The 20,725-nt window shown below is 37.7% G+C and carries 26 protein-coding genes and 1 pseudogene; 1 reads left to right on the top strand and 26 read right to left on the bottom strand.

The annotated features are described in order from the left end of the window. Window positions 1-90: 90 nt before the first annotated feature. The 25 genes and pseudogenes from ABWU69_RS00975 to ABWU69_RS00855 form a co-directional block, all read right to left on the bottom strand. Window positions 91-711, bottom strand: a complete 621-nt coding sequence (locus tag ABWU69_RS00975; protein ID WP_353275981.1) for a hypothetical protein — start codon at window positions 709-711, stop codon at window positions 91-93. 28 nt (window positions 712-739) lie between these two features. Beyond that, window positions 740-2,239 carry a recombinase family protein gene (locus tag ABWU69_RS00970; RefSeq protein ID WP_353275980.1) on the bottom strand — a complete coding sequence of 500 codons (1,500 nt, stop codon included), beginning with the start codon at window positions 2,237-2,239 and terminating at the stop codon, window positions 740-742. Continuing rightward, window positions 2,233-2,667 (bottom strand): DUF2924 domain-containing protein, encoded by a 435-nt coding sequence (locus tag ABWU69_RS00965; protein ID WP_353285214.1) that lies wholly within the window; start codon window positions 2,665-2,667, stop codon window positions 2,233-2,235. The genes ABWU69_RS00970 and ABWU69_RS00965 overlap by 7 nt, the downstream gene beginning before the upstream one ends. Window positions 2,668-2,671: 4 nt before the next feature. After that, entirely contained in the window at window positions 2,672-3,355 is a 684-nt protein-coding gene (locus ABWU69_RS00960) for an ankyrin repeat domain-containing protein (protein ID WP_353285213.1), read from the bottom strand. A gap of 158 nt (window positions 3,356-3,513) precedes the next feature. Then, a complete protein-coding gene (locus tag ABWU69_RS00955) occupies window positions 3,514-4,245 on the bottom strand; it encodes an ankyrin repeat domain-containing protein (RefSeq protein WP_353285212.1) in 732 nt (243 codons plus the stop codon). A gap of 183 nt (window positions 4,246-4,428) precedes the next feature. Beyond that, the gene (locus tag ABWU69_RS00950) at window positions 4,429-5,580 is read right to left on the bottom strand and encodes a phage tail protein (protein ID WP_353285211.1); all 1,152 of its coding nucleotides are present in this window, start codon (window positions 5,578-5,580) and stop codon (window positions 4,429-4,431) included. Then, window positions 5,580-6,371 carry a baseplate J/gp47 family protein gene (locus tag ABWU69_RS00945; protein ID WP_353285210.1) on the bottom strand — a complete coding sequence of 264 codons (792 nt, stop codon included), beginning with the start codon at window positions 6,369-6,371 and terminating at the stop codon, window positions 5,580-5,582. The genes ABWU69_RS00950 and ABWU69_RS00945 overlap by 1 nt, the downstream gene beginning before the upstream one ends. A 2-nt stretch (window positions 6,372-6,373) precedes the next feature. Continuing rightward, on the bottom strand, window positions 6,374-6,709 hold the full coding sequence (locus ABWU69_RS00940) for a GPW/gp25 family protein (RefSeq protein WP_353285209.1): 336 nt from the start codon (window positions 6,707-6,709) through the stop codon (window positions 6,374-6,376). Next, window positions 6,706-6,960, bottom strand: coding sequence for a PAAR domain-containing protein (locus ABWU69_RS00935; RefSeq protein ID WP_353285208.1), 255 nt, complete (start codon window positions 6,958-6,960; stop codon window positions 6,706-6,708). Before ABWU69_RS00935 ends, ABWU69_RS00940 begins: the two co-directional genes overlap by 4 nt. A gap of 6 nt (window positions 6,961-6,966) precedes the next feature. Then, entirely contained in the window at window positions 6,967-7,431 is a 465-nt protein-coding gene (locus ABWU69_RS00930) for a phage baseplate assembly protein V (protein WP_353285207.1), read from the bottom strand. Continuing rightward, window positions 7,418-7,891, bottom strand: coding sequence for a hypothetical protein (locus ABWU69_RS00925; RefSeq protein ID WP_353285206.1), 474 nt, complete (start codon window positions 7,889-7,891; stop codon window positions 7,418-7,420). Before ABWU69_RS00925 ends, ABWU69_RS00930 begins: the two co-directional genes overlap by 14 nt. Before the next feature lie 6 nt (window positions 7,892-7,897). Continuing rightward, window positions 7,898-8,404: a phage tail protein gene (locus ABWU69_RS00920; protein WP_353285205.1), complete on the bottom strand. Its 507-nt coding sequence runs from the start codon at window positions 8,402-8,404 to the stop codon at window positions 7,898-7,900. Then, window positions 8,394-8,702 carry a hypothetical protein gene (locus ABWU69_RS00915; protein ID WP_353285204.1) on the bottom strand — a complete coding sequence of 103 codons (309 nt, stop codon included), beginning with the start codon at window positions 8,700-8,702 and terminating at the stop codon, window positions 8,394-8,396. The genes ABWU69_RS00920 and ABWU69_RS00915 overlap by 11 nt, the downstream gene beginning before the upstream one ends. A 97-nt stretch (window positions 8,703-8,799) precedes the next feature. Beyond that, window positions 8,800-9,804 carry a major capsid protein gene (locus ABWU69_RS00910; RefSeq protein ID WP_353285203.1) on the bottom strand — a complete coding sequence of 335 codons (1,005 nt, stop codon included), beginning with the start codon at window positions 9,802-9,804 and terminating at the stop codon, window positions 8,800-8,802. Window positions 9,805-9,861: 57 nt separating this feature from the next. After that, window positions 9,862-10,230 (bottom strand): head decoration protein, encoded by a 369-nt coding sequence (locus tag ABWU69_RS00905; protein WP_353285202.1) that lies wholly within the window; start codon window positions 10,228-10,230, stop codon window positions 9,862-9,864. 141 nt (window positions 10,231-10,371) lie between these two features. Next, window positions 10,372-11,448: a S49 family peptidase gene (locus ABWU69_RS00900; protein ID WP_353285201.1), complete on the bottom strand. Its 1,077-nt coding sequence runs from the start codon at window positions 11,446-11,448 to the stop codon at window positions 10,372-10,374. Further along, window positions 11,445-12,859, bottom strand: a pseudogene (locus ABWU69_RS00895) (phage portal protein). The gene ABWU69_RS00900 and the pseudogene ABWU69_RS00895 overlap by 4 nt, the downstream one beginning before the upstream one ends. Then, window positions 12,859-13,557, bottom strand: coding sequence for a glycoside hydrolase family 25 protein (locus ABWU69_RS00890; protein ID WP_353285200.1), 699 nt, complete (start codon window positions 13,555-13,557; stop codon window positions 12,859-12,861). Before ABWU69_RS00890 ends, ABWU69_RS00895 begins: the two are co-directional and overlap by 1 nt. After that, the gene (locus ABWU69_RS00885; protein WP_353285199.1) at window positions 13,554-13,778 is read right to left on the bottom strand and encodes a gpW family head-tail joining protein; all 225 of its coding nucleotides are present in this window, start codon (window positions 13,776-13,778) and stop codon (window positions 13,554-13,556) included. Before ABWU69_RS00885 ends, ABWU69_RS00890 begins: the two co-directional genes overlap by 4 nt. After that, on the bottom strand, window positions 13,768-15,597 hold the full coding sequence (locus ABWU69_RS00880; protein ID WP_353285198.1) for a phage terminase large subunit family protein: 1,830 nt from the start codon (window positions 15,595-15,597) through the stop codon (window positions 13,768-13,770). Before ABWU69_RS00880 ends, ABWU69_RS00885 begins: the two co-directional genes overlap by 11 nt. Further along, entirely contained in the window at window positions 15,581-15,721 is a 141-nt protein-coding gene (locus ABWU69_RS00875) for a hypothetical protein (RefSeq protein WP_353285197.1), read from the bottom strand. Before ABWU69_RS00875 ends, ABWU69_RS00880 begins: the two co-directional genes overlap by 17 nt. Window positions 15,722-15,754: 33 nt before the next feature. Further along, entirely contained in the window at window positions 15,755-16,261 is a 507-nt protein-coding gene (locus tag ABWU69_RS00870; protein ID WP_353285452.1) for a hypothetical protein, read from the bottom strand. A gap of 19 nt (window positions 16,262-16,280) precedes the next feature. Further along, the gene (locus tag ABWU69_RS00865; protein ID WP_353285196.1) at window positions 16,281-17,510 is read right to left on the bottom strand and encodes a DNA modification methylase; all 1,230 of its coding nucleotides are present in this window, start codon (window positions 17,508-17,510) and stop codon (window positions 16,281-16,283) included. Between the two features lie 117 nt (window positions 17,511-17,627). Next, window positions 17,628-18,104 carry a crossover junction endodeoxyribonuclease RuvC gene (locus tag ABWU69_RS00860; protein WP_353285195.1) on the bottom strand — a complete coding sequence of 159 codons (477 nt, stop codon included), beginning with the start codon at window positions 18,102-18,104 and terminating at the stop codon, window positions 17,628-17,630. A 1-nt stretch (window position 18,105) separates the two neighbouring features. Beyond that, window positions 18,106-18,795, bottom strand: coding sequence for an AAA family ATPase (locus ABWU69_RS00855; RefSeq protein ID WP_353285194.1), 690 nt, complete (start codon window positions 18,793-18,795; stop codon window positions 18,106-18,108). Between the two features lie 505 nt (window positions 18,796-19,300). Between ABWU69_RS00855 and ABWU69_RS00850 the strand changes: the two genes are divergently transcribed. Continuing rightward, a complete protein-coding gene (locus tag ABWU69_RS00850) occupies window positions 19,301-20,305 on the top strand; it encodes a virulence RhuM family protein (RefSeq protein ID WP_410541781.1) in 1,005 nt (334 codons plus the stop codon). Window positions 20,306-20,537: 232 nt separating this feature from the next. Here the strand turns inward: ABWU69_RS00850 and ABWU69_RS00845 are convergent, their stop codons facing one another. Continuing rightward, window positions 20,538-20,666, bottom strand: a complete 129-nt coding sequence (locus tag ABWU69_RS00845; protein ID WP_353285193.1) for a hypothetical protein — start codon at window positions 20,664-20,666, stop codon at window positions 20,538-20,540. Window positions 20,667-20,725 lie beyond the last annotated feature (59 nt).

Raw genomic sequence — 20,725 nt, 5'->3', positions numbered from 1 at the left:
AGTATTGAGTTAATAATTTAGAGATTATTCTAAAAAAGTTGTCTTATTTAAGAACTTTCCTGACGTTTATGGTTTTTTAGATGTAGCCTTTTATGTTGGATTCAAAGGAGGATGAGCAGTAATGGATTGTTCCTCTACTTTCTCGAGCTTGGTGTTGAGATTTATGATATTATATAGCGCAAGGCCTATACATGCTAGTCCAACTATTCCCACAACCACTGCTACTGTAACATCGATTTTCAATGTATAAAATACAACGCTACCCACTAATAACACTGCACCAACAACACTAGCTAGGATTGCTTGCCTTTGTTGCGTTAACGGTTTGTCTTTTTCGTCTGTAGCATCAAAACATGGTTCAGCGGAAGATGTTCCTTCAGGGGCATTTGGCTCTTGCTTATCAGTTTCTCTATTAACGGAAGTTGGCTCTACAGTAGTTTCTATTGAGGAGTTTTGAGCTCTTTCGCTGCTTTCAAATATTGGTTGTTCTATCTCACTATTTTCATTACATAATTGAGTGTCGGTCTCTGTAGCTTTATCAACATTGGTTTGCTCTTTCACCTCAACTTTCACTTCTTCAACATCTGCTGGCATATTATTAGAAGTCCTTGATTCCTCTATAGCAGCTCCTTTTGCAGTGGTGGCTATCGTGCTTCCCTTCCTATTTTTAAATTTTTTAGCAATACCTTTTAATAGCTTTGGCGTTTTCATAGTTTCCCCCTTTTGTTAAACGGTGTAATTAAGACACTAATCCGTAGAACTTTTCCAACTGCTCACCCCATAGCATCGGTATTTCCCTTAAATCAGCTAACTTCAAACCCCTTGGCTGTCTCCCATTTACTATGTCTTCCTTTATTTTTGGTGCTAAATAATTTAATCTTAAAATTTGTTGTATGCGTCTTGTACCTATATTAATTTTAATGCTCAGCTCTTTCACACTCCTATATTTTCCTTCCTCCAGTTGACGTTTCCACAGATGAGCCCTTACCACTGCTTTCAGTAGCGCATTATTTGTTTTTCCTTCTGGTTCTACTACTGTGCATTTGTTTCCTTTCTTTTTTAGCCACATTGGTATAAATTCCACCTTATCCTCTGAACTCACCTCTATTCCATCTTCTTTTACCATTACTCTCTTTATTAACTTTCTCACCACTTCTTTCTGCTTTCCAAAACTTAAATTTTCCCATTTTTCTTCGGTCTTTTCTTTCCAATTTTCATATAGCTGCTCTGTCTTCATCATTACTTCTTTTTCTACTTCTCCTGCTATTACATTTCGGTTTTCTGATTCACAATCTTTTCCCCTTAGGTGATTGTTGCATACATAATATCGGTACCTTTTATTCTCCTTTTTTGAGTATGTCAGTGTCATATTTACATCACAGCTCTTGCACTTTATTATTCCCTTTAGTAGCGCCTCTTCATATTTTGCTTTTCTATACGGCTGATCCTTTATCAATTCCTGCGCTTTTTGCCATTTTTCTTCTTCTATTATCGCTTCATGCTTTCCTTTATACTGTTTCTCATAATGCCTGATTTTTCCCATATATATTGGGTTTGTTATTATTCTCCTCACTGTTGCCTTTTTAAAGATATCTGATTTTGCTTTCGTTCGATATCCTTCTCTGTTTAACTCTCTTGCCAATTCTGCCATTGACTTCAGCTCCATATACCTCTCAAATATATGCTTTATTATTTTTGCTTCTTTTTCATTTATTATTAATTCCTTTTCTTTTACATCATAGCCAAGCGGTGGATTTCCTCCCATCCATAACCCTTGTTCTTTCGATGTTGCTATTTTATTTTTTACTCTCTCTACTATCATTTCTCTTTCTAGTTGTGCCGCCCCTGATAGCACTGTTTGTACAAATTTTCCCATTGGCGTATTATTGTCGAATATTTGTGTTACTGCTACAAAACTTATCCGGTGCCTTCTAAAAAATGATGTTACTTCTATGCAGTCCTTTGTTTCTCTTGATAACCTATCTAGCGTATATACTACTACACAGTCGACTTCTCCTGCCTTTACATCTTCAAACAATTCCTTTATCGCTGGTCTATTCAAATTACTCCCTGAGAACCCTCCATCATCGTACTTTTTTGCCAATGCTACCCACCCTTCTCGGCTTTTTATATACTTCTCACATACTACTCGCTGTGCATCTAAACTATTAAACTTTTGTTCTAGCCCGTCTTCATTTGATTTTCTCGTATATATCGCGCATCTTACCTCTTTCAGCATTCTTTCTCCTTATCTCTCATTCCAAATAGGAGCGGTCCATTATAACTCATTCCCATTATTTTGCCGGCTACTGCTGATAATGACGTATAAAACTCTTCTTTATAGATTAAACCCTTATCTGTTACCATTACCGCATGCGTCTCTTCCCCTCTTTCTAATATCAACTCTGTTCCTGCTACTGGCAATTTGTCACTACTTATTCTTTTTCCCTTCTCTAGCCGATCTGCCAGATACTCTAGTCTTTTTGCTACTTTTCTTGACATTTCTCCATACGCTTTCTCCTGCACTCTGTATGCTAATCTCGGTATCAAATACTTTTTTGAATGTCTAGGTGCTTCTTCTCCATATACCTTTTTCCATATTTTCCTCAGCTCTACTAGCGATTTTTTCTCTAAATTCAATACTTTCTTTTCTGTTTCTTCCTCCATATTTTTAGCCTTTCATAAATAACTTTTCTATTCTGTCTGTTTCTTTCTTTAATATATCGGCTATTTCTTTGTTATTTTTTGCATAATCCATTGCTGTCATTCCAAATTTATCTGCTTGCTCTATTTCTCCTCCGGCTTTCACTAGCTCTTTTATTATCTCTTTTGTTATTCTTCCTTCTGCCCCTGTTTTGCATGCTATATGCAGTGGTGTATATCCTTCATGATCTCTCGCATTTACTTCACCTCCCGCTTCTAATATCGCTCTCACGTTCCCTATTTCCCTCATAAATACCGCACTATGCAATGGCGTTCTTCCTATGTAGTTCCCAGTATTAACATTTGACCCCGCTTTTATTAACTCCCTTACTGTCTTTTCACAACTCATTAAGCTCGCACTATGTAATGCCGTATATCCTCCATCGTCTATAGCATTTACATTTGCTCCTCCTTCTATCAGTACTTTTACATTCTCTACCCTTCCATAGAATGCTGCTAGGTGTAATGGTCTGTCTCCGTTATTATTTTCTATATTTATTTCTGCTCCTTTTTCTATTAGTAACTTTATTACTTTTTCATCAGAAAGGTATGCTGCTAAATGCAACACAGTGTTGCCATCTTCTCCTCTCTCATCTATTTTTCTAAATGAATTCTCCTTTAATTTTTCCAGTCTTTTATTTAAATTGAACATTTTCACTATAAAAACCACAAAATTTTAGTGCTTGGTAATTTTTTTTTGTTTACCTACCACTATTCCAGCTATGCCTGTTTTACCATCAAAAGCAAGTTTTTTTTTACAAAATACACACATTTTTTTCGTATGTTATATTAAAATATAAATTTATATACTTAATATCTTAAGTCTGCCTCCAACACTTCATCTATCATTTCGTTCACTCGGCTCATTATCTTGCTTGCTAAATTTTTACACTCTTCCTTTATTAGCTCCTTATCTCTCTTTCTTATTTCTTTTATCTCTATTATTTTTAACTCCGGTAAATAGCTTCTATCTAACATATATGCTATTTCTTCCACTAAACTCTCTATTTCATAGCATGTCACTTTTCTACTTTTTGTTATTCCGCCTTGTTTTCCTAGGAATTTCCTCGCCTTCTCATTCTCTCCATTATCCCATAGACCATACCTTTCACTCTCCCATATATAATACATTGGTGTTGCACCATATTTATCCAGTTGATTAACTGCAGCTCCCGCTTTTACTAGCTCTTTTATTATTGCAATGCCTGCCCCTATCCTACATGCAGAGTGTAGCGGTGCACATCCACCGATATATTGAGTGGCATTTACTTCTGCTCCTGACCTTATCAACACCTTTACATTTTCTAAACTTTGCACAAATACTGCATAGTGCAGTGGTGTATAACCATTTTTATCTCTTGCATTGACCTCCGCTCCTTTTTGTATTAATAACCTCACTGTTTTGCGATCAGAGATTTCTACTGCATGGTGCAATACTGTTTCTCCTTTTTCATCTTTTTCGTTAATATTCTTAAACGAGTTCTCTAATAATTCATAAAATGACTTATTAAAAGCTTCTCTCTTTTCCTCACTGAACTTCATACATACCTCACTATAAAAACATACGCCAATTTGGCTTTCTTTAGTGCAAGATTAATTTTTTTTGTTTACTTGCTACTATTTAGGTTATGCGTGTTTTAGTATAAAAAGGCAAGTCTTTTTTCGCGTAGTACACCTTTCTTAACTAAATGCTAATATAGTATATGAAGATATAAATATATATGTTTAGTATATTAAGCATATGGGCTGTCTTTCTTTCCAAGACCTGTTCAAATGTCGATGTTCGTGCCACGTTAGTACACCTGGGTAAAACACTAAAATGTAATTTTCTAACTCCTGTATTGAATCCTTTTGCTCTGAATTTAATTCGCTTTCAAAATGAATGTAGTGTTCTGCTACGCTAAATCTTATTATTTTGGGGGTAGAGAAATTCTTTACTTGATAGTGGTGAACGGCAAAAAATCTTTCTAAAATTGGCTTATATTTTAAATTCCACAGTTGTTCAGATAGCTTATCACTTCCTAGTAAAAACCTTTTTCCCCTCTCTTCTATACTACTTACTGGAAAACATGCGTTTATTTCTCCTAAACTCCAACTGTCCGATAATACTATCTGCGCTTTCGCAAACTTTATTGCCGGTAATAAGCTCTGTGGTAGAGGATATAGCGTTTTAAAGTTATTCCACTGATGACTTCTTTCATAAATACCTTTATAATTCTTTGTGTGAGGCTCGGTTTCTCCAAGGATTGCTACATCTAGGCGATATATATCATTGCTTAAAGCTTGTTCATAATGATCTCGCAAGTAATTATCTATAATCTCTACTAATGGACCATTAGACCTGAAAAAATTCACTCTTCCAAATGATAACACTTGGCCATCTTCTTCTATTTTTACACCTGAGTAATCCGATAACAAATTTCCAAAAAAACTTTCATCTAAAATAAATCTTCCAATATTGTAGTGGTCGTTAAAAATTCTCATTAGCCTCGATCTTGCAGGTAATGATAGCTTTGCTAGTTCTACTACTGCATCAACGAAGAAGTCATTCGGAACATCTTTTATCCCTATCTGCAGTTCAAAGAAGTGCTTGCCAGATGGTTCCTCGATAATTGTAATATCTTCTATATTTGCCCATTTTAATGCTATTTTCAGTGAGGCAGGTGTTCCTCTTAAACGCTGAAATTTTATCCCTTTTTTTATCGCCTTTCTTTTGTCTTTTACCCAATGTAGGATTTCTCCTAGCCCATATTCCTCTATTATCCATGGCAATACTTTTTCCCCTGGGCTAAATTTAAATCCTTTTACACAGCTTGGGTCTACTTTGTAATCGATTGCATCAATCAGCGCTTTTTCTTGCTTTGTTGCATTTAGCATTAATTCAACTCAACATTTAAACTTTTTAAGAAAGCACACTCATTCCCCAGTACCACAACATCCTCTTTTGGCTCGATTAATTCTACGTTTTCTACTCCTTCTACGAACAAATTCGCTATAATCCATGATCTTGTCACCTTCCATCCCAATCTTTTCGTTGTTTCAAATTTTTCTATAAATTTCTTCTTCACCGTTTCAATAATATCTGATCTGTTAATGCTAATTTTACTGTGGATATCTATTTCAATAATGTTGCATCCAACTACTGTTATCGTGTCGGTCAATACCCTTATATCATCTCTGGTAACCTGCTTTCTTACAATATCAAGTAGTTCTTCAGACGCTATGCCATTTGTGGATAACCCTGTGGATAAAATTGAGATCTCCACACTTCCTGGCACTTTTGATTCAACCAGCGCATCCTTTACTCTATTATCTGCTGACAGTGCGTGATATCTATAATTTCCTCCTATGCTTGAGCCAACTATTCTTGCCTTGATTCTTTTTCTAAAGCGTTCGTCATCTTCTTCTTTTTGCCTTTCTACTCCATAAAACTCAGCCAAGTTATCAAGATCTTCTCCTGTTGCAAATTTAAGTAAATTACTTTTTATACCTTCATTTATTCTTTGTCTCAGCACAAGCTCTCTCCATGCTGCTACTTCTAAAATCTTTATCGCTGGGTCACTTTCTACTAATGCTGTAAAACTTGCGTCACGCTTCACCAACTCTTCCTTCATTCTCGAGAATATTTCTTCGTAGCTCAGTTTTTCAATTATCTCTGGCTGCTGCATTTTTAAACAACTACTCCATTAATATTTATGAACTTACCTTCTGAAAGATAGACACCTTCTAAATCCAATGTTACTCTCCCTTCTTTTACTTCTGTTATCTTCACTTTCTCTAATTTAAACCTTCTCTCCCATTTTTCTAGTGCTCCTGCTACTGCTGCATAAATTTCCAGCGTAAAATCCCTATTGATTGGCTTGTCAACTAATTCGAACAACCTCGACCCATAATTTCTCCGCATTATTCTGCTATTAATAGGAGTAGTTAATATATCAATAATTGATTGCTTTAAATGTTCTATTCCTTCTAATTCCTTTCCCGTGCTAGCATTCATGCCTCTCATTCTGCAAATACATTTTTGCTATCACCCATCACATGGAAACCACACGATACCAAGTCTCCTGTTCTCGTTACCCCAATACCATTCACAAATACGCTGTTTGACCCTTGCGTTAGTTTCTCTCCTAGAGTTAAGATATCTCCTTTTCGACACACAGATCTACCGTTTACAAAAACGTCGTTACTACCACTCATACAAACATGTGCCGGTATTCCTGTACAATGATCTCCTACACTCACAACGGATTTGCTCATTTTTCTTTAGTTTAAATCTATTCGTTTAGCGCTTAATTTTATTCCGTCCTTTGTCATTTCTATTTCTGATTTCCCCACTTTTAGAGTGATTTTATCTGCTACAGTGATCTCTAAATGATGATCTTTTTTGTCATATGATACCTTGCTTCCATCTTGAAACTCAAAAATATCAGCGTTTTCTTTGCGCTCAGATGGAAAATACTTCTGCTGATAAATTGCCGGTAACACCACCCCTAATGATAATTCCCCAAATGGCGATAATACTATTACTTGCTCATCAATATTCGGCGCAAACCAACTTCTATCTTCTCCTGCTCTTGCTGTTATCCACGGAAGCCAATCTGTTAAAAATTCTCCTACTTTTATCCTTACTCTTGCTTTTTTATAATCCATCTCTTTTACTAGACCTATACGCATAATGTTCGCTAGCCTTCTATTTAGCTCTGCAATAGCAAAATTATGGTCCAACATGCACGTTTCCTATTTCGATAGTATGTGGCGTAATACCGGCTGACCATATAGATTTGCCTACATGCACCTCATGAACCCATTCTATTAACCACACAAGATACGCATCTAATTCTGGTCTAAACTCATCTACTTCCGCTGATAAGAACTCTCCTGGTAAAATATTTTCTATGCCCCAAGTGTTTTTATTTACTACTCTTGCAATTTCTGCCGCTAATGATCTCACAACTAAAGAAGCATTCTCTATTGTGCTATCAACTATTACTCTTGCCTCAAATCTTGCTCTCAGGGCTAATTCCTCTGTTCCCGGATCTTTCCCTGGTTCTAAACTTGACAATTCTACAAATACCGCTGGCGCTAATAATTCTTTTCTTATTGTTGGATACACTTCGCACGTTTGTATTGCTGGTATTTCTTCCTTTAGCGTTGTACAAATCTTCTGATGTAAATCCCTCCAAAACATACGCTCTTAAATAAAATTAAGTTCATGGTCGAAATACTTCTCAAATACTCTTTCTGCTTCATTTTCAGCTAACTCTTTCATTGTTTCCCGAGCTTGCGTGTTTACTTTAATTTCATCTATTGGTAACGGTGTCATGTACCTTCTTTTGAATACTCCTATATGACCATTTTTCATTGTTGCTATAAATGCTCCTTCATACATACGGCTTCCTACCTTTGCTCCCATCTTTGTCTGTTTTATGCTCCCAAATTTTGCTACTCCTATCCACTGCGAACTCAGCTTCACTACCGACCATAAGCGCTTTCTATTTGCTTTATCCACACTTAACTTTTTTCTCATTGCTTTTTTTGGTATTTGTTTTTCTTCGCTAACTTGTTTGACTGTTTGCGATCTTACCCATAGTGCTGTTTTGTTTAATGCCCTCACCGCTGCTTTTTCCACTTTCGCTTTCTCTGCATCTATGCTTTGCATAACTTCTTTGATGCTACCGCTAACTTCAACGTTAATACGCATTTGACGCTTGAATTTTCCAGATCATTCCAGAGTTATCTCTGAGTGGCAGTGAATGTACTTTGTATCTACGGCCACCAATAATAAAGATATCTCCTACTACTGGCTGCAATACATCAAAGACACTCACCTCCAAAATCAACATCTCCCCTACAAATTGGCCTTCACCAATTCCATATAATTTATCTGGTTGTTGCTTTAATATCTGTACCTTGTATGACTTATCCTTTGATTCATACAAAGCTACTTTTCCTAAATGGGCAAAACAATCTTGCAATAATCTCTTAATATTTTCTTGCATATTTTTCTGCTATATACTAACCTTTACATGCTAAGAAGGGGCACACAGGTAAAGCATTCTTCTGCCTCACCACTTTATAGTTGCTCTACCTGTGTTGTTATGTTACAACGACTTTTGCTAATACTCCCGGTCTATGGCACATTGGCAGAGGATTTGACTGAGTATGTAAATCGGTCCCTCTATCAAATCTTCTTGGCTCTTGTTTCGCGTAAAGTGGCTGTCCAAGAGTATTTACTGTCTCATTAAAGTCTGCTGGTGCAAAATACGTTGTAAATGTGCTCGCTGTTCCTAGTGGAAAACAGTTTCCACTTTCTCTTTCTATAAATCTTCTTACGGTTCCTTCAGGGTCGGTTGCTTGCCCTCTATACTCTTCAAATGTTATTCCACAGAACGTAAATCCTGATCTCATGTCATTCCTCAGCGCTGCTCCTTCTTGCCATCTTTCATATGCCTCTTTCACTTTACTATGCGAAATTAGTGCATCAAAAAACTCTGGACTTACCAGTGCATGAATCCCCGTCATATATTCACCACTTAAATTGTCCTCAACATGGCGCAATACTTCCAGACACTTACGCTTTACATCGGTTGTCGCAGTCCCCAATGCAAAATTTACTACTTTTGGCGTAATTTCAAATTCGTTGTAAAGGTTTAATAACTCCGACCCATCAGCATCAAGAATGATTCCCTTCAGCGCTCCCATTCTCAAATGTTCTAACGTTATTGCGTGTTTATTTCTCATTAGCTGCAAATGATCAGTTATTACATCTGCCAATGCTTTCAGTTCACTTTCTGACCCAAATGCCCTTATTCCCTGTACTTCCTCAGGCAACACTACGTCATCATGTGGTATATGTGGAATGGTAAAAGTTCTTATTTTTCGTTTTCCACGTTTTCCTACTGTTGCTGGTGCTCCCGGAACTTGCGTTGGTAATAAACTCAATACTCCGTGGTGTTCTTCTATCGTAATATGACGAAATCTTACTGATCTACTTGGAAATAAATTTAAATTTTCTACGCGACCATAATTTATCGGCAATATGTTCATTGCATTTGTTAATGCTGTCATACTAAATGCCGGATTTGTAAATGGATTTTGCATGTTTTTCCCCTTTAATGCTGTGTGTTTTAAGTTGGTTTTGCTCTTCAGTTGAGCAGTTTAAATTCCCCTACGAATGATAATGCCCCGCGCTTCAAGTTGCTTTATTGCTGCAGCTTTTTGCTCTTCTGTTATATTTGCTGGCCATACAACTGCATGATCTGCTAACATTGCTATACGTGTAATGATTACTGCTTTAGTGGTTTCCGTTGCGTTTACATCACTTGTTATCACTCCTATAGCTGTCTGCGTACCATCCGTGGCTGCTAAGTTTATAATTTTAATTAGATCATCTTTATCACGACCAACGACCGTTCCTAGCTTCAGATTTTGCCCCTTTGCCACGGTTATTTGGTCTCTTGAATATAGATTTGATGCTTCATATTTCAGAAGGTCACCTAAATTATTTCCTTCACTTATGCTTGTCATATTTCTCCCCCTTTTTTTCCTTTGTTTATTCCGCTGTGTTTAAAGTCGCTATTCGCCGCGGTAAAAGATATGTTGCTCTATAATTGGCTATTCTGGCGCATTTTGAACACTTATTTACCGCGGCGTATGTTAGACCGCGTATCAAATGCTCCGACTTTTTGCTACCTGCATCATCAAGTCTTCTGCTGAACTCTGTGGTATTGTACTCAGTATCTCTGTCTTCTTCGTTCTCTCCGCCAGTATCGACATTAATATTTCTTGGGCTTGCTTTGCATTTACATTCTGCTCAATAAATTCTCCTATTTTCTCTGGCATCTTTGATAAATTACATAATCTTATCACTTCTAATACTTCTTTACGGCAGCTTTCGTACCCTAAACATCTTCCTTGCTCAATATCAATATCTATTGCTTGTTCTTTTATCTCAGTTTTAGTCATATTATTTCTCCTATAATTATCTATAAATTCAGAAAACGTTGTGATTCCATCCGCAAGTCCAATCTCTATTGCTCTCTCACCAAAATATAGCCCTGCTTCTGTTGATTTGATTCTTTCCGTGGACAAATTTCTGTTTCGTGCTATGAGCTGGACAAACATCTCATATAGGCGGTCTACTTCTCCTTGCAAGCTTTCCAAACTTTCTGATGTTATTGGCTCATGCGGATTTAAATCGTTTTTTCGATTCCCAGCAAATACTGTGGTATATTTTATTCCCTGCTTTTCATCAAATCCACTTTGATCAATGTGACTTGCTATTACTCCTATACTTCCTACCCCTGATGTTCTGCTTACATACACCTTTTCAGCGCTAGAAGCTATAGCGTACGCAGCAGAGTAAGCATCATCATTTGCTATCGCCACAATCCTCTTTTTTCCACTTTCCCTTGCACTGTAGATAAAATCAGCAAGGTCGAATAAACCGTTTACTTCTCCTCCAGGGCTGTCTATGTCCAAAATTATTGTTTCCACTTCTTTATCTATTAAAGCTTCTTCTATCTCTTCACGTATCTTCTCATATGATGTCATCCCCAACACATCATCAAAAGCTTCTGAATTCTTTGTCAAGATTCCATGTATTGGTATGACTGCTATTCCCTTTTTATTATTTCTTACTGCATGTTTTATGTTTTTAAACGTGCCGGCATGTAATGACAATAGATCAAAACTTCTTTGCTCCATCATTACCGGTCTGTTCAACCACATTGCTTGTTGTTTCATGTCATTTCCGCAAAACTACTTTGTACGTCAGAATCAAAATTTAAGCCCAGTTCACTAGCACGCCTTTGATCTTCAGCAATTTCTTGGTCGACTTCTTCTACATCATAACCAAGTTCCGAAACCACCTCTGACCTGCTCTTAAATCCATTTCTTACTGCCATTTGCTGTGCTTGTTGGTCTTTTAGTGGATCTACCCAATCAAATCCTTGTGCTATCCATTTTACTTCTTCTTTTCCCCCTTTTTTTTCACCTATGTCCAATTCTCCAGATAGTATTGCTAACTCTAACCACCTATCCCATACCGGACGGCAAAATTGAAATACCATTATGTTATGCTGTAACATTCCGCACCTCCGCCGAAACTCTATTAACCCTGCTCGGATTGATGAATAATTGACACCCGTTAAATCCCCTGTTAGCTGCTCATACGTTATCCCCATGCCTACTGCTATTGCTCTGAGCTGCTGTTTCATGAATGCTTCATAGCTTCCCCCAACATCTGATGGTTCTGAAAATTTGATATCTTCTCCTGGATCAAGCAGTTGCATAGTCCCTGGCTCTAAGCCTGACAGCGCTACTCCTTGTTCATTACTCTCTCCTTCTCCCATGATGTTCGCTTCAGGATCAAGTCTGGTAATAAATCCAGCAAACATCGCTGCAGTCTTTTTTCTCACTAATTCCGCATCATCGTATTGATCAAGTTCGTAGAGTTTGAGTAGTACTGTAGAAAGCCATGGTACTCCCCGAATCTGCCCAGGTCTTAGTGGTCTGTAAATATGTAAAACATCATTTGCTGGCACTCTCACTGACTCTCCAAATGATCCTTCACCTGGATGTTCTCTAAATAGGTAATACGCTTCTCTCTGCCCAAGCCTATTGAACTCAATCCCGTTTCTAATTACATTACCGTTGGCAAGGGTTTGATTGCTCTTATTGTCTAAATGCTCTGATTCAAGCACTTGTAATTGCAACGGCACACAAAGACCATCTTCTCGTTTTCTTGTTCGGAGTCTTACAAAACATTCTCCTCCTTCTATCATGCTCCTACAGACCAAAGCTTGTAATCCATAAAATCACTTACTCCGCTACTGTCTGCTTCATCTGTCCATCTCAGCCATAACTCTTGCACTTTCTTCCGAAACTCTCCATCCTTGGCTTTTGATTGCGGCTTTATTCCTGTCCCAACAGAGTTACTCACTATCGTATCGATGATGTTTGCTGCATAGGAGTTCTTTCTTACCATGTCACGAGAGCGGCTACGTAAGTGCTCAAGGCTCTGAGAGAGTAAGCTATTTATACTTCCTACTTCTGGTTGAAAGTGCAATAATCTCCTTCCTGAACCTGACGCATCCCATGCTGAGCTCTTGATTTTTGGCTTGCGGAATAATTGCTTGAATGATTTCAATAACATCATGATATCCAAAAATCTTTTAATTCTTCTAATGTTCCGTTGAATTTATTCCTATCGCATGGTCCTATGCCTTCTACTGAATTTGGTTTAGGACCTGTTTTACCATCGGTATACTGCCATAGAGTCCATTTTTTCCATCCTATTGGTAGTGTTGGCTCTCCTCCCCATTTTGATAACCATAGTGGACATTCAGTTAAAATCGGCGTAGCAAAATCCTTTAGAAAACAAGTACTTCCATAAATCAGTGGCAAACGTCCGGTTACTACATAAACTCGATTAATAAAATCTTCTGCTTGCTTTGGGGTTATGTTTTTTCCACCTTTATTTTCTTCAATGTCGAGGGCTAGCAATATACTTGAACTATCGCCAATTGTTTCGAGAAAATGCTCAGCTTGGTCTTTGCCGCTTTTTTCCCCGACACCAAAATGGTATGCTCCCCAAAGCAATTCCTCTTCTTCAGCGGCTTTCCTTCTTTTTGCATACTCATGATCTATGTACTTCACCCCTTGCGTTGCTTTGTGTATGATGCCCACTATACCATCTTCTTTCACTAGCTTAAAATCCACACTTTCATTCCAATGGGAAATGTCTATTACTGCATTTACATGCTTCCCTGATGCTATATTACCTGTGGCTATAATATACTTTAAATGCTCTAAAAAGTCCGGATACTCATTTTCCATCATATAACTTCTCATACCACTCCTTTATTCGTTGAAATAACAATTTTTCTTTTTGGCTTCACACCTGCGATTTTCAATTCAGATTTAATTCGTTGTCTTAAATCCAATAGATCTTTTATCTGAACTTCTCCATACCTAACCACATGGTCACCATACGCAATCGATACTACTCTCTCTCCGCTCTGTAGCTTCTTTATCGCTTCTTCTACTTGTACTAAGTATTCTTCATTGTACATTTTTCTCGCTTAACCATTTACTCTTTCTCACTCTTTTTGACTTTTTAGCTTTTTCCCCCACCCATTTACTCTCTGGCCAACGATCAATCCCCAGGGCAATAGACGCTGCTCTTGCGTAAATTCGGCAATCTAGTACTTCATTTCGGTCTCTTATTTTTTGCCACTCTTGTTTGGTATATCCTTTTACTACTTTGGTAATTAGTTGCTCTGAGGTTAGCTGCTTAAAATATTCAGGTGGATACTCTGGAAAATGACAATATCCCTGCGCTTTTTCCCCGTTTTTTAAAACATTAAGTAGCTGAAAAAGCTCGGACTTTAATATCGATACCCCAACTGGCCACAGCTTCATTCCTCTCTTTAGCTTTTGTCCGCTAACCGTTACATCTACTCTACTTGGGCTGCTCAGTGGCACTAGCGCTTTGTTTGCTCCTTTTACTGCCATTACTCTCCCAGAGCCCTGGTGACCTCTTACCCAGTTGTATACTTCTTGTGTTGCATACCCAGCATCTACCGCCATCATGCTTATCATGTATTCTAGCCCATTTTCACCGATAAAATGATGATTCAAAAGCTCCGAAAGTTTTCCCCATACTTCTTCTCCTCCCGGATCTCCCTCAAATACCTGGTAGTCTATTGACCAACTTTCTCGGTTTTTTCCCCATGCTACAATTTCCGCCTCTAAACGATCTTTTTGCACATCAACCCCTGCCGTTAACACTATTTTTCCACTTTTTGGCACCATGCCTATCGGATAAGATTCTCTTCGGTTAAATAATTGTTTCCAATCCGGTACTTCTCCTTTGTCTACCCAGGTTTCTCCTAATGTCGTATTTATCCAAACTTTTAGTAGTTGTTCATTTTCTTTGGCATGTAAAAAGTCTTCCACTGCTTGTTTCCAACTATACCAGCCTACTGGGCTATATAAGCTTGATATGTGAAAACCTATTACTTTATCATTATTACATTCTGTGTTTGTTGCTCTCCATTCTCCACGAGCTAGCATTTTTGCCTTTTGATGATTTTCTATTTTGCCGTTACATTCGATACAAACATAATGCGCTGTATTTGGATTTTTATTTTCCCATTTTATTTGTGACCATTTCAGCACCTGATAGTGATCACAATGTGGACAAGGGACAAAAAAGTAACGTTTGTCTGAATTCTCAAATTCCCTTTCTATTCTGCTTATTCCATGAATTGTCGGTGTCGACACTAAAAAAATTTTTCTACGTGTAAATGTATTAGTTCGGGCAATACTGAGCAGTACTGGATCACCTTCTCCTCCTGAATCTCCTGGATACGCATCTACTTCATCTAAAAATAGATTCTTTACTGGCATTGAACGCAGCCCAACTGAACTGTTTGCTCCAGTTATTACTACGATCCCTCCGGGAAATTCCTTACTTTGTACAGTATTCCCTGAATCTCTCGATCTTGGGTCTTTTACCTTACTTTTTAAACATGGCGTTTCTTCAATCAGTGGCGCAAATCTTCCTTTTGACCAACGTTTTCCCATTTCTACTGTTGGCTGCACTACCAGCATTGGCCCTGGTGTTTGGTCGATTACATAACCTATCCAATTATTTCCTGCTTCTGTTCCTCCAATTTGCGCTCCTTTCATGAATACCACTTTTTCAGCCGGTGAAGATGGGGATAAAGAGTCCATGATTTCTTTAAGGTACGGCGTTCTCTCTGTTCTCCATTTCCCCGGCTCTGATGATGCTATCGTTGAAAGTTGACGATTTCTATCTGCCCACTCTGATACTTTGAGCAGTGGATCTGGCCTTAGTCCTGCATAAAAACTACTGCTGTATATCATAATGCTGCAATTGTTGCACTTCTATGCCACTTAAAACAAAAGGCACTTTTTGTCTGCAGTAAACATCTGCTGACGCTTTACTTAAAATCAGTATTGCAACTAATATGTGAATTAGGCTTACCAAGGCAATAAAACGATTCCTTTAGATTGTATGTCATCATTGAAATTCACTTTGTGTCAGCTCTTCCAAAGCAGTTCTGATTTCCTCAGTCAGTGTCTCATGGATCTTTTCTGTGTCATTTATCGATGCTAGTAACGCTGAAACCCTATCTGGAATGTTAAGCAAATTATTACGGACAACTCTTGCAACATTAAATGCTTCAGTTTTTACTTCTTCTACTGAGATAAGTTCACCAATTTCAGCTTTTGCTTTTGCCTCGAGCAGTCTTCCACGCTCCATTTCATTTTTTATCCGGGTTTTTAGCAGCATGGTAGAGAGCTCACTGGTGTTTCCTCTTTTTTCCCCTTCTTCTCTGCCTTTTCTCCTCAGTGGTTGACTTGGATCTCGTATTGCTGCCACCGCTTCATTTGCTTGTTCTCGGTCAATCAAACCATCCTCCAGCTCAACTATTCCCTTCTTTACTAAATAACAGACGTATTGCTTTGAAACTCCTAGTTCTCTTGCCCATTCCGTCTGCGTTACTTTCGACCCTCCTCTTTCCACTTTTTTTCCTCTTTTTACCTTACTGTCTTGATTCTTGAATTTGGGCAAAAGTCTTGCCTGAGCTGGATAGAATAGCTTCTCTTCCTGTATACACCTGCCAACGCTTTATCGTTACATCTACGAAGGCGGAATCAAGTTCTATCGTTCTGCAGATTCTTCCTGTTCTCTCACAGGCAATTAATGTGCTCCCAGAACCACTAAATGGATCAAGCACTGTGTCTCCTGGTCCACTGCTGTTTACTATCGCTCTCTCCATTAACTCCACTGGTTTCATCGTTGGATGCAGTGAGTTGTACGTTGGCTTATCGTAAAACCAGAGATCACTTTGATTACGGCCCCCATGCCACTCACGTTTATTGCCGTTTTTCCAACCATAAAGTATTGCTTCGTATTGTCTTTGATAGTCAGATCTTCCTAGCGTAAAATGATTCTTTGCCCAAATTATGAACGTTGACCAACGACCACCTGCTTCTTCAAATACCTTTTGCAAGGTCGAAAGCTCTGATGATGATGCACAGATGTAAATTGCCCCTTTGGTATATGCTAAAACATGAGTACAAATGTCATACAGAAAAAGTTCGTATTTTTCACCTTGATCATCGTTTAATATCTTCTTGTCTTCTCTTTCCTGACTGTCACCATATGCTACGTTATACGGAGGGTCACACACGGTAATATCTGCCATTTTATCGTCTAATACCGCTTTAAATGATTCAACTAGACAACTATCACCACAGTAGATTCGATGACCACCTAAAATCCACAGATCACCTGGTTTTGTTATTTTTACCTTACCAGCTAAATCAGAAAATTTTTCTCCCTTTTCCCCTTGTTCTTCCCTTCCATCAAGATTATCAAGAAAGCGTTGGACTTTTTCTAGCTCAAATCCAGTCATTTTGAGGTCAAATTCCAAATCTTCTAACTCTTGAATTTCTACCTTCAAAAGATCATCGTCCCACTTTGCCCAGTTAGCTGATTGATTTGCCAGTAACCGAAAAGCTTTGGTTTGAGCTTCACTTAAGTTATCACTGAGCACTACTGGAATACTCTCCATACCCAGTTTTCTTGCTGCTTTAAGCCTTAAATGACCATCAACCACAGTGCCATCGCTTTTTGCAACTATCGGTATACGAAAACCAAACTCCCGAATTGAAGCGCACATTCTGTTTACTACATCGTCATTCTTGCGAGGGTTGCGCTCATATTCGACAAGATTTTCAATAGGATAGTAGTGTATTGCTAAGTTCATATTCCTTGTTATGTTTAAATTCTTGTTAAAAAGTTAATAATCAAAATTAGTCTGACGCTAGAGAGGGCCCGGGGTTTCCCGCCCAAAGCAGCCAGACTGGCGGAAAGGACCCACTTCCTATGGGATACTTAGCATATTAAAATCTTTACTAAAATTATTAACATAGAACATTAATGCCAAAGCATCCGCTTCATTATCGTCTTGAGGAAAAAAACCTTTGCCTTTCACAGCTTCAATAACTTCACTTTTACTTGCATTGCCCTTACCCGTTATAAAGCGTTTTATGGTCTTGACAGGTACACCTTGATAAGGTATATTGTTTTCCTCGCACCAAGCAGTCAGAACGGCATAAAAACCACCATAGCAATGAGCTGCATCAGTTCCAAGATGTCTTCTCACTTCTTCAAAATACACTGCTTCAATATCTGAAAATCTTTCCCTCATCTCATTGAGCCACCTACGAAAATTTAAGAAGTGCATTCCACCTCCACTGAAACGGCTACCATGAAAGTTTTCACTCCCACTTTGAATTACTCCGTCTTTGAGAATAGCCCAGCCAGTTTGTTTGCCGAGGTCTAGTGTTAAAATAGACATCCTAAATTACAAAAACCCCATTTTGATAACGTAATAAGTGACTTGACCTTCCACAATGTAGAATACGCTCATCACTTGCTTCTTCTGATTTCAATAAATACCATGCCCTGTTGAACCACATATCTACATTTGCACCTTGTTTACATAGTAGGACAGCACAGTTCGCTGTTTTTGCTATACGAGCACAACATTTTATAAATTGTCTATGTTGGCAACGATTATTTTCATCTCTTCCAAAGAAATCCAAGTCTTCGTCCAATATCACAAGTTTTGGTTGGAAAGATTTTATGTCTTCAAGCAACTCTTGAAAGTAAGGAGTTGGTTGATTCCAATATTTATCGTTGAAAACTATGAGCGAATTATCTTCACCCGCTCGAGATAATAAACGGATATTGTTGATAAGGTCGGGATCCAGTTGGTACAACTTATTTATTGCACATTGCTTGCGTATGAGATCTTCTTTTTCATCTGTACAAAATACACCGTATGTTTTTACTTGCCTAACATCCATATTGAGCCAGGGCTTGCCAGTAGCAGCGGCTGTCATTAATTGCTGAGCGAGTAAAGACTTACCAACCTCGAAATCACCACTGAGATATGAAACATGCCCTATAGAGAGCCAATCTTGTATGATGAATTCTTTTTCGGGAGGTGAACCAACCCATTTTGAACAATCTATTGCATTTATCATAAAATTACCAAAACATTGACTATGAGCAGCACTAAATATCGTTTGGTTCCTCAAATGTACTATCGAAAAGCGGTTTATAGTTTTTTTGCTGACCAGTAACAAGAATCATCTTACGAGGTAATCTGTTTTATTGCCCCTATACTAATGTATTACCGTGTTTCTCATGGTTTTTTATGATGAATTTGAAAAAAAAAGTTAAAATAATTTTAAGGCAGCTCAGAAATTAAAAAGAGCCTAAACTTTAAGAACCCGCTAAACGGAAGTCCGACCTCCTAGACACCTTACTATTTGAGTTGTTTCCATTTTGGAAATAACTGTTTACTGGGATTTTAAAGAGATTACATGGGTTTTTGATAAAGATCCTATCTTCCCCTATCCACATCACTAATAACGCTATAACAATCCTCTAAAACGTTTTAAAGAATTTAGTTGCAGTAGAGACAATTAATTGGTTAAATTCCTTAAACTTCATTATGGTTTGTTTGTAAGTTATAGGAGATAGATAATGGATGAGAATAAGATTGTATTTTATACTACTCCAGGTGGAAATATAGAAATTGAAGTTTTATGCAGAGATGAAAATCTTTGGCTTACGCAAAAAAGGATGGCTGAATTATTTGATGTGCAACTGCCGGCTATTAGTAAGCATATAAAGAACATATTTGAATCTGGTGAATTACAAGAAAAAGAAGTTGTTTCCTCTTTTGAGGTAACTGCTGCAGACGGTAAAAATTACCCGACGCAATTTTACAATGTAGATACAATCATAGCTGTTGGTTATCGAGTTAATTCTAAAAAGGCTACATCTTTCAGAGTATGGGCTACAAAAGTTTTGAGGGATTTTATCATCAAAGGATTTGCATTGAATAGTGAACGGCTAAAAAACGGCCCAAAGTTTGGCAAAGACTACTTCAATGAATTACTTGAAAAAATCAGGGAAATACGAGCATCCGAACGTAGATTTTACCAGAAGATTACAGATATTTATGCTGAATGCTCTGCAGATTATGATCCAAACTCGGAAATAACAAAACAATTTTACGCAAAAGTACAAAACAAATTATATTGGGCAATTTACGGCTTGACTGCAGCAGAGTTGATATGTTCTCGGGTTGATCATAGAAAGCCGCATATGGGGCTAACTACTTGGAAAGATGGTCTAGGTAACAAAATTCACAAGAGTGATGTAAGTATTGCGAAAAACTACTTGAATGAAAAAGAGTTAAGTGAACTAAATCACATCGTTTCGATGTATCTAGATTATGCAGAACTTCAAGCAAGAAAGAATCGGCTAATGAAAATGCAGGATTGGGTTGAAAAATTGGATGCATTTTTATTGTTCAATGATTATGAAGTACTTAAAGATGCTGGTAAAGTTAGTGCTGAAGTTGCAAAAGCCCTAGCTGAAGGAGAATACAAAAAGTACAGAGTTGTACAGGACAAATTACATGAATCTGATTTTGATGAATTGATTAAAGCAAGTAAAGAAAGTGGGAGAATAACTATCTAACTACAACAAAAACCAGCTTGTAGTTGAGTTATCTGTGTTTGACATCTTGTTTACCACCTTTTGTTTTAATTTCAAGAGCCTCCCTTCAGAGAGCACTATATCTCTGCTTTTTTTGACTACTACAAAAGAAGCTTTTCTGTTGGAGACAATAAATTTTGCTCTTTGTCTCCATTTTAAGCGGCGATCAAATTTTACGAGCTCTGTAGCTTCTCATCTGTTTCTATGGCAGTAGCTATAACTTTTTTCCTTTAGCCTCGTCTACAACTTGCTTATAGAGATCTTGCTTATCTTCATTGCTGAGAGTTTTGCAATATTCTTTTAACTGCTCAGAGGTTTGCGATAAAAGTTGTTGTATTCTCATAACAGTCTCCCTTGCTATATCATAAGTTGTTCAATCTTTATTTGAAAAGTAGAGTGGGC

It is taken from the genome of Wolbachia endosymbiont (group A) of Beris morrisii, from assembly GCF_964028185.1.
Lineage (GTDB): Bacteria > Pseudomonadota > Alphaproteobacteria > Rickettsiales > Anaplasmataceae > Wolbachia.
This window is presented reverse-complemented; position numbering and strand designations above follow the sequence as displayed.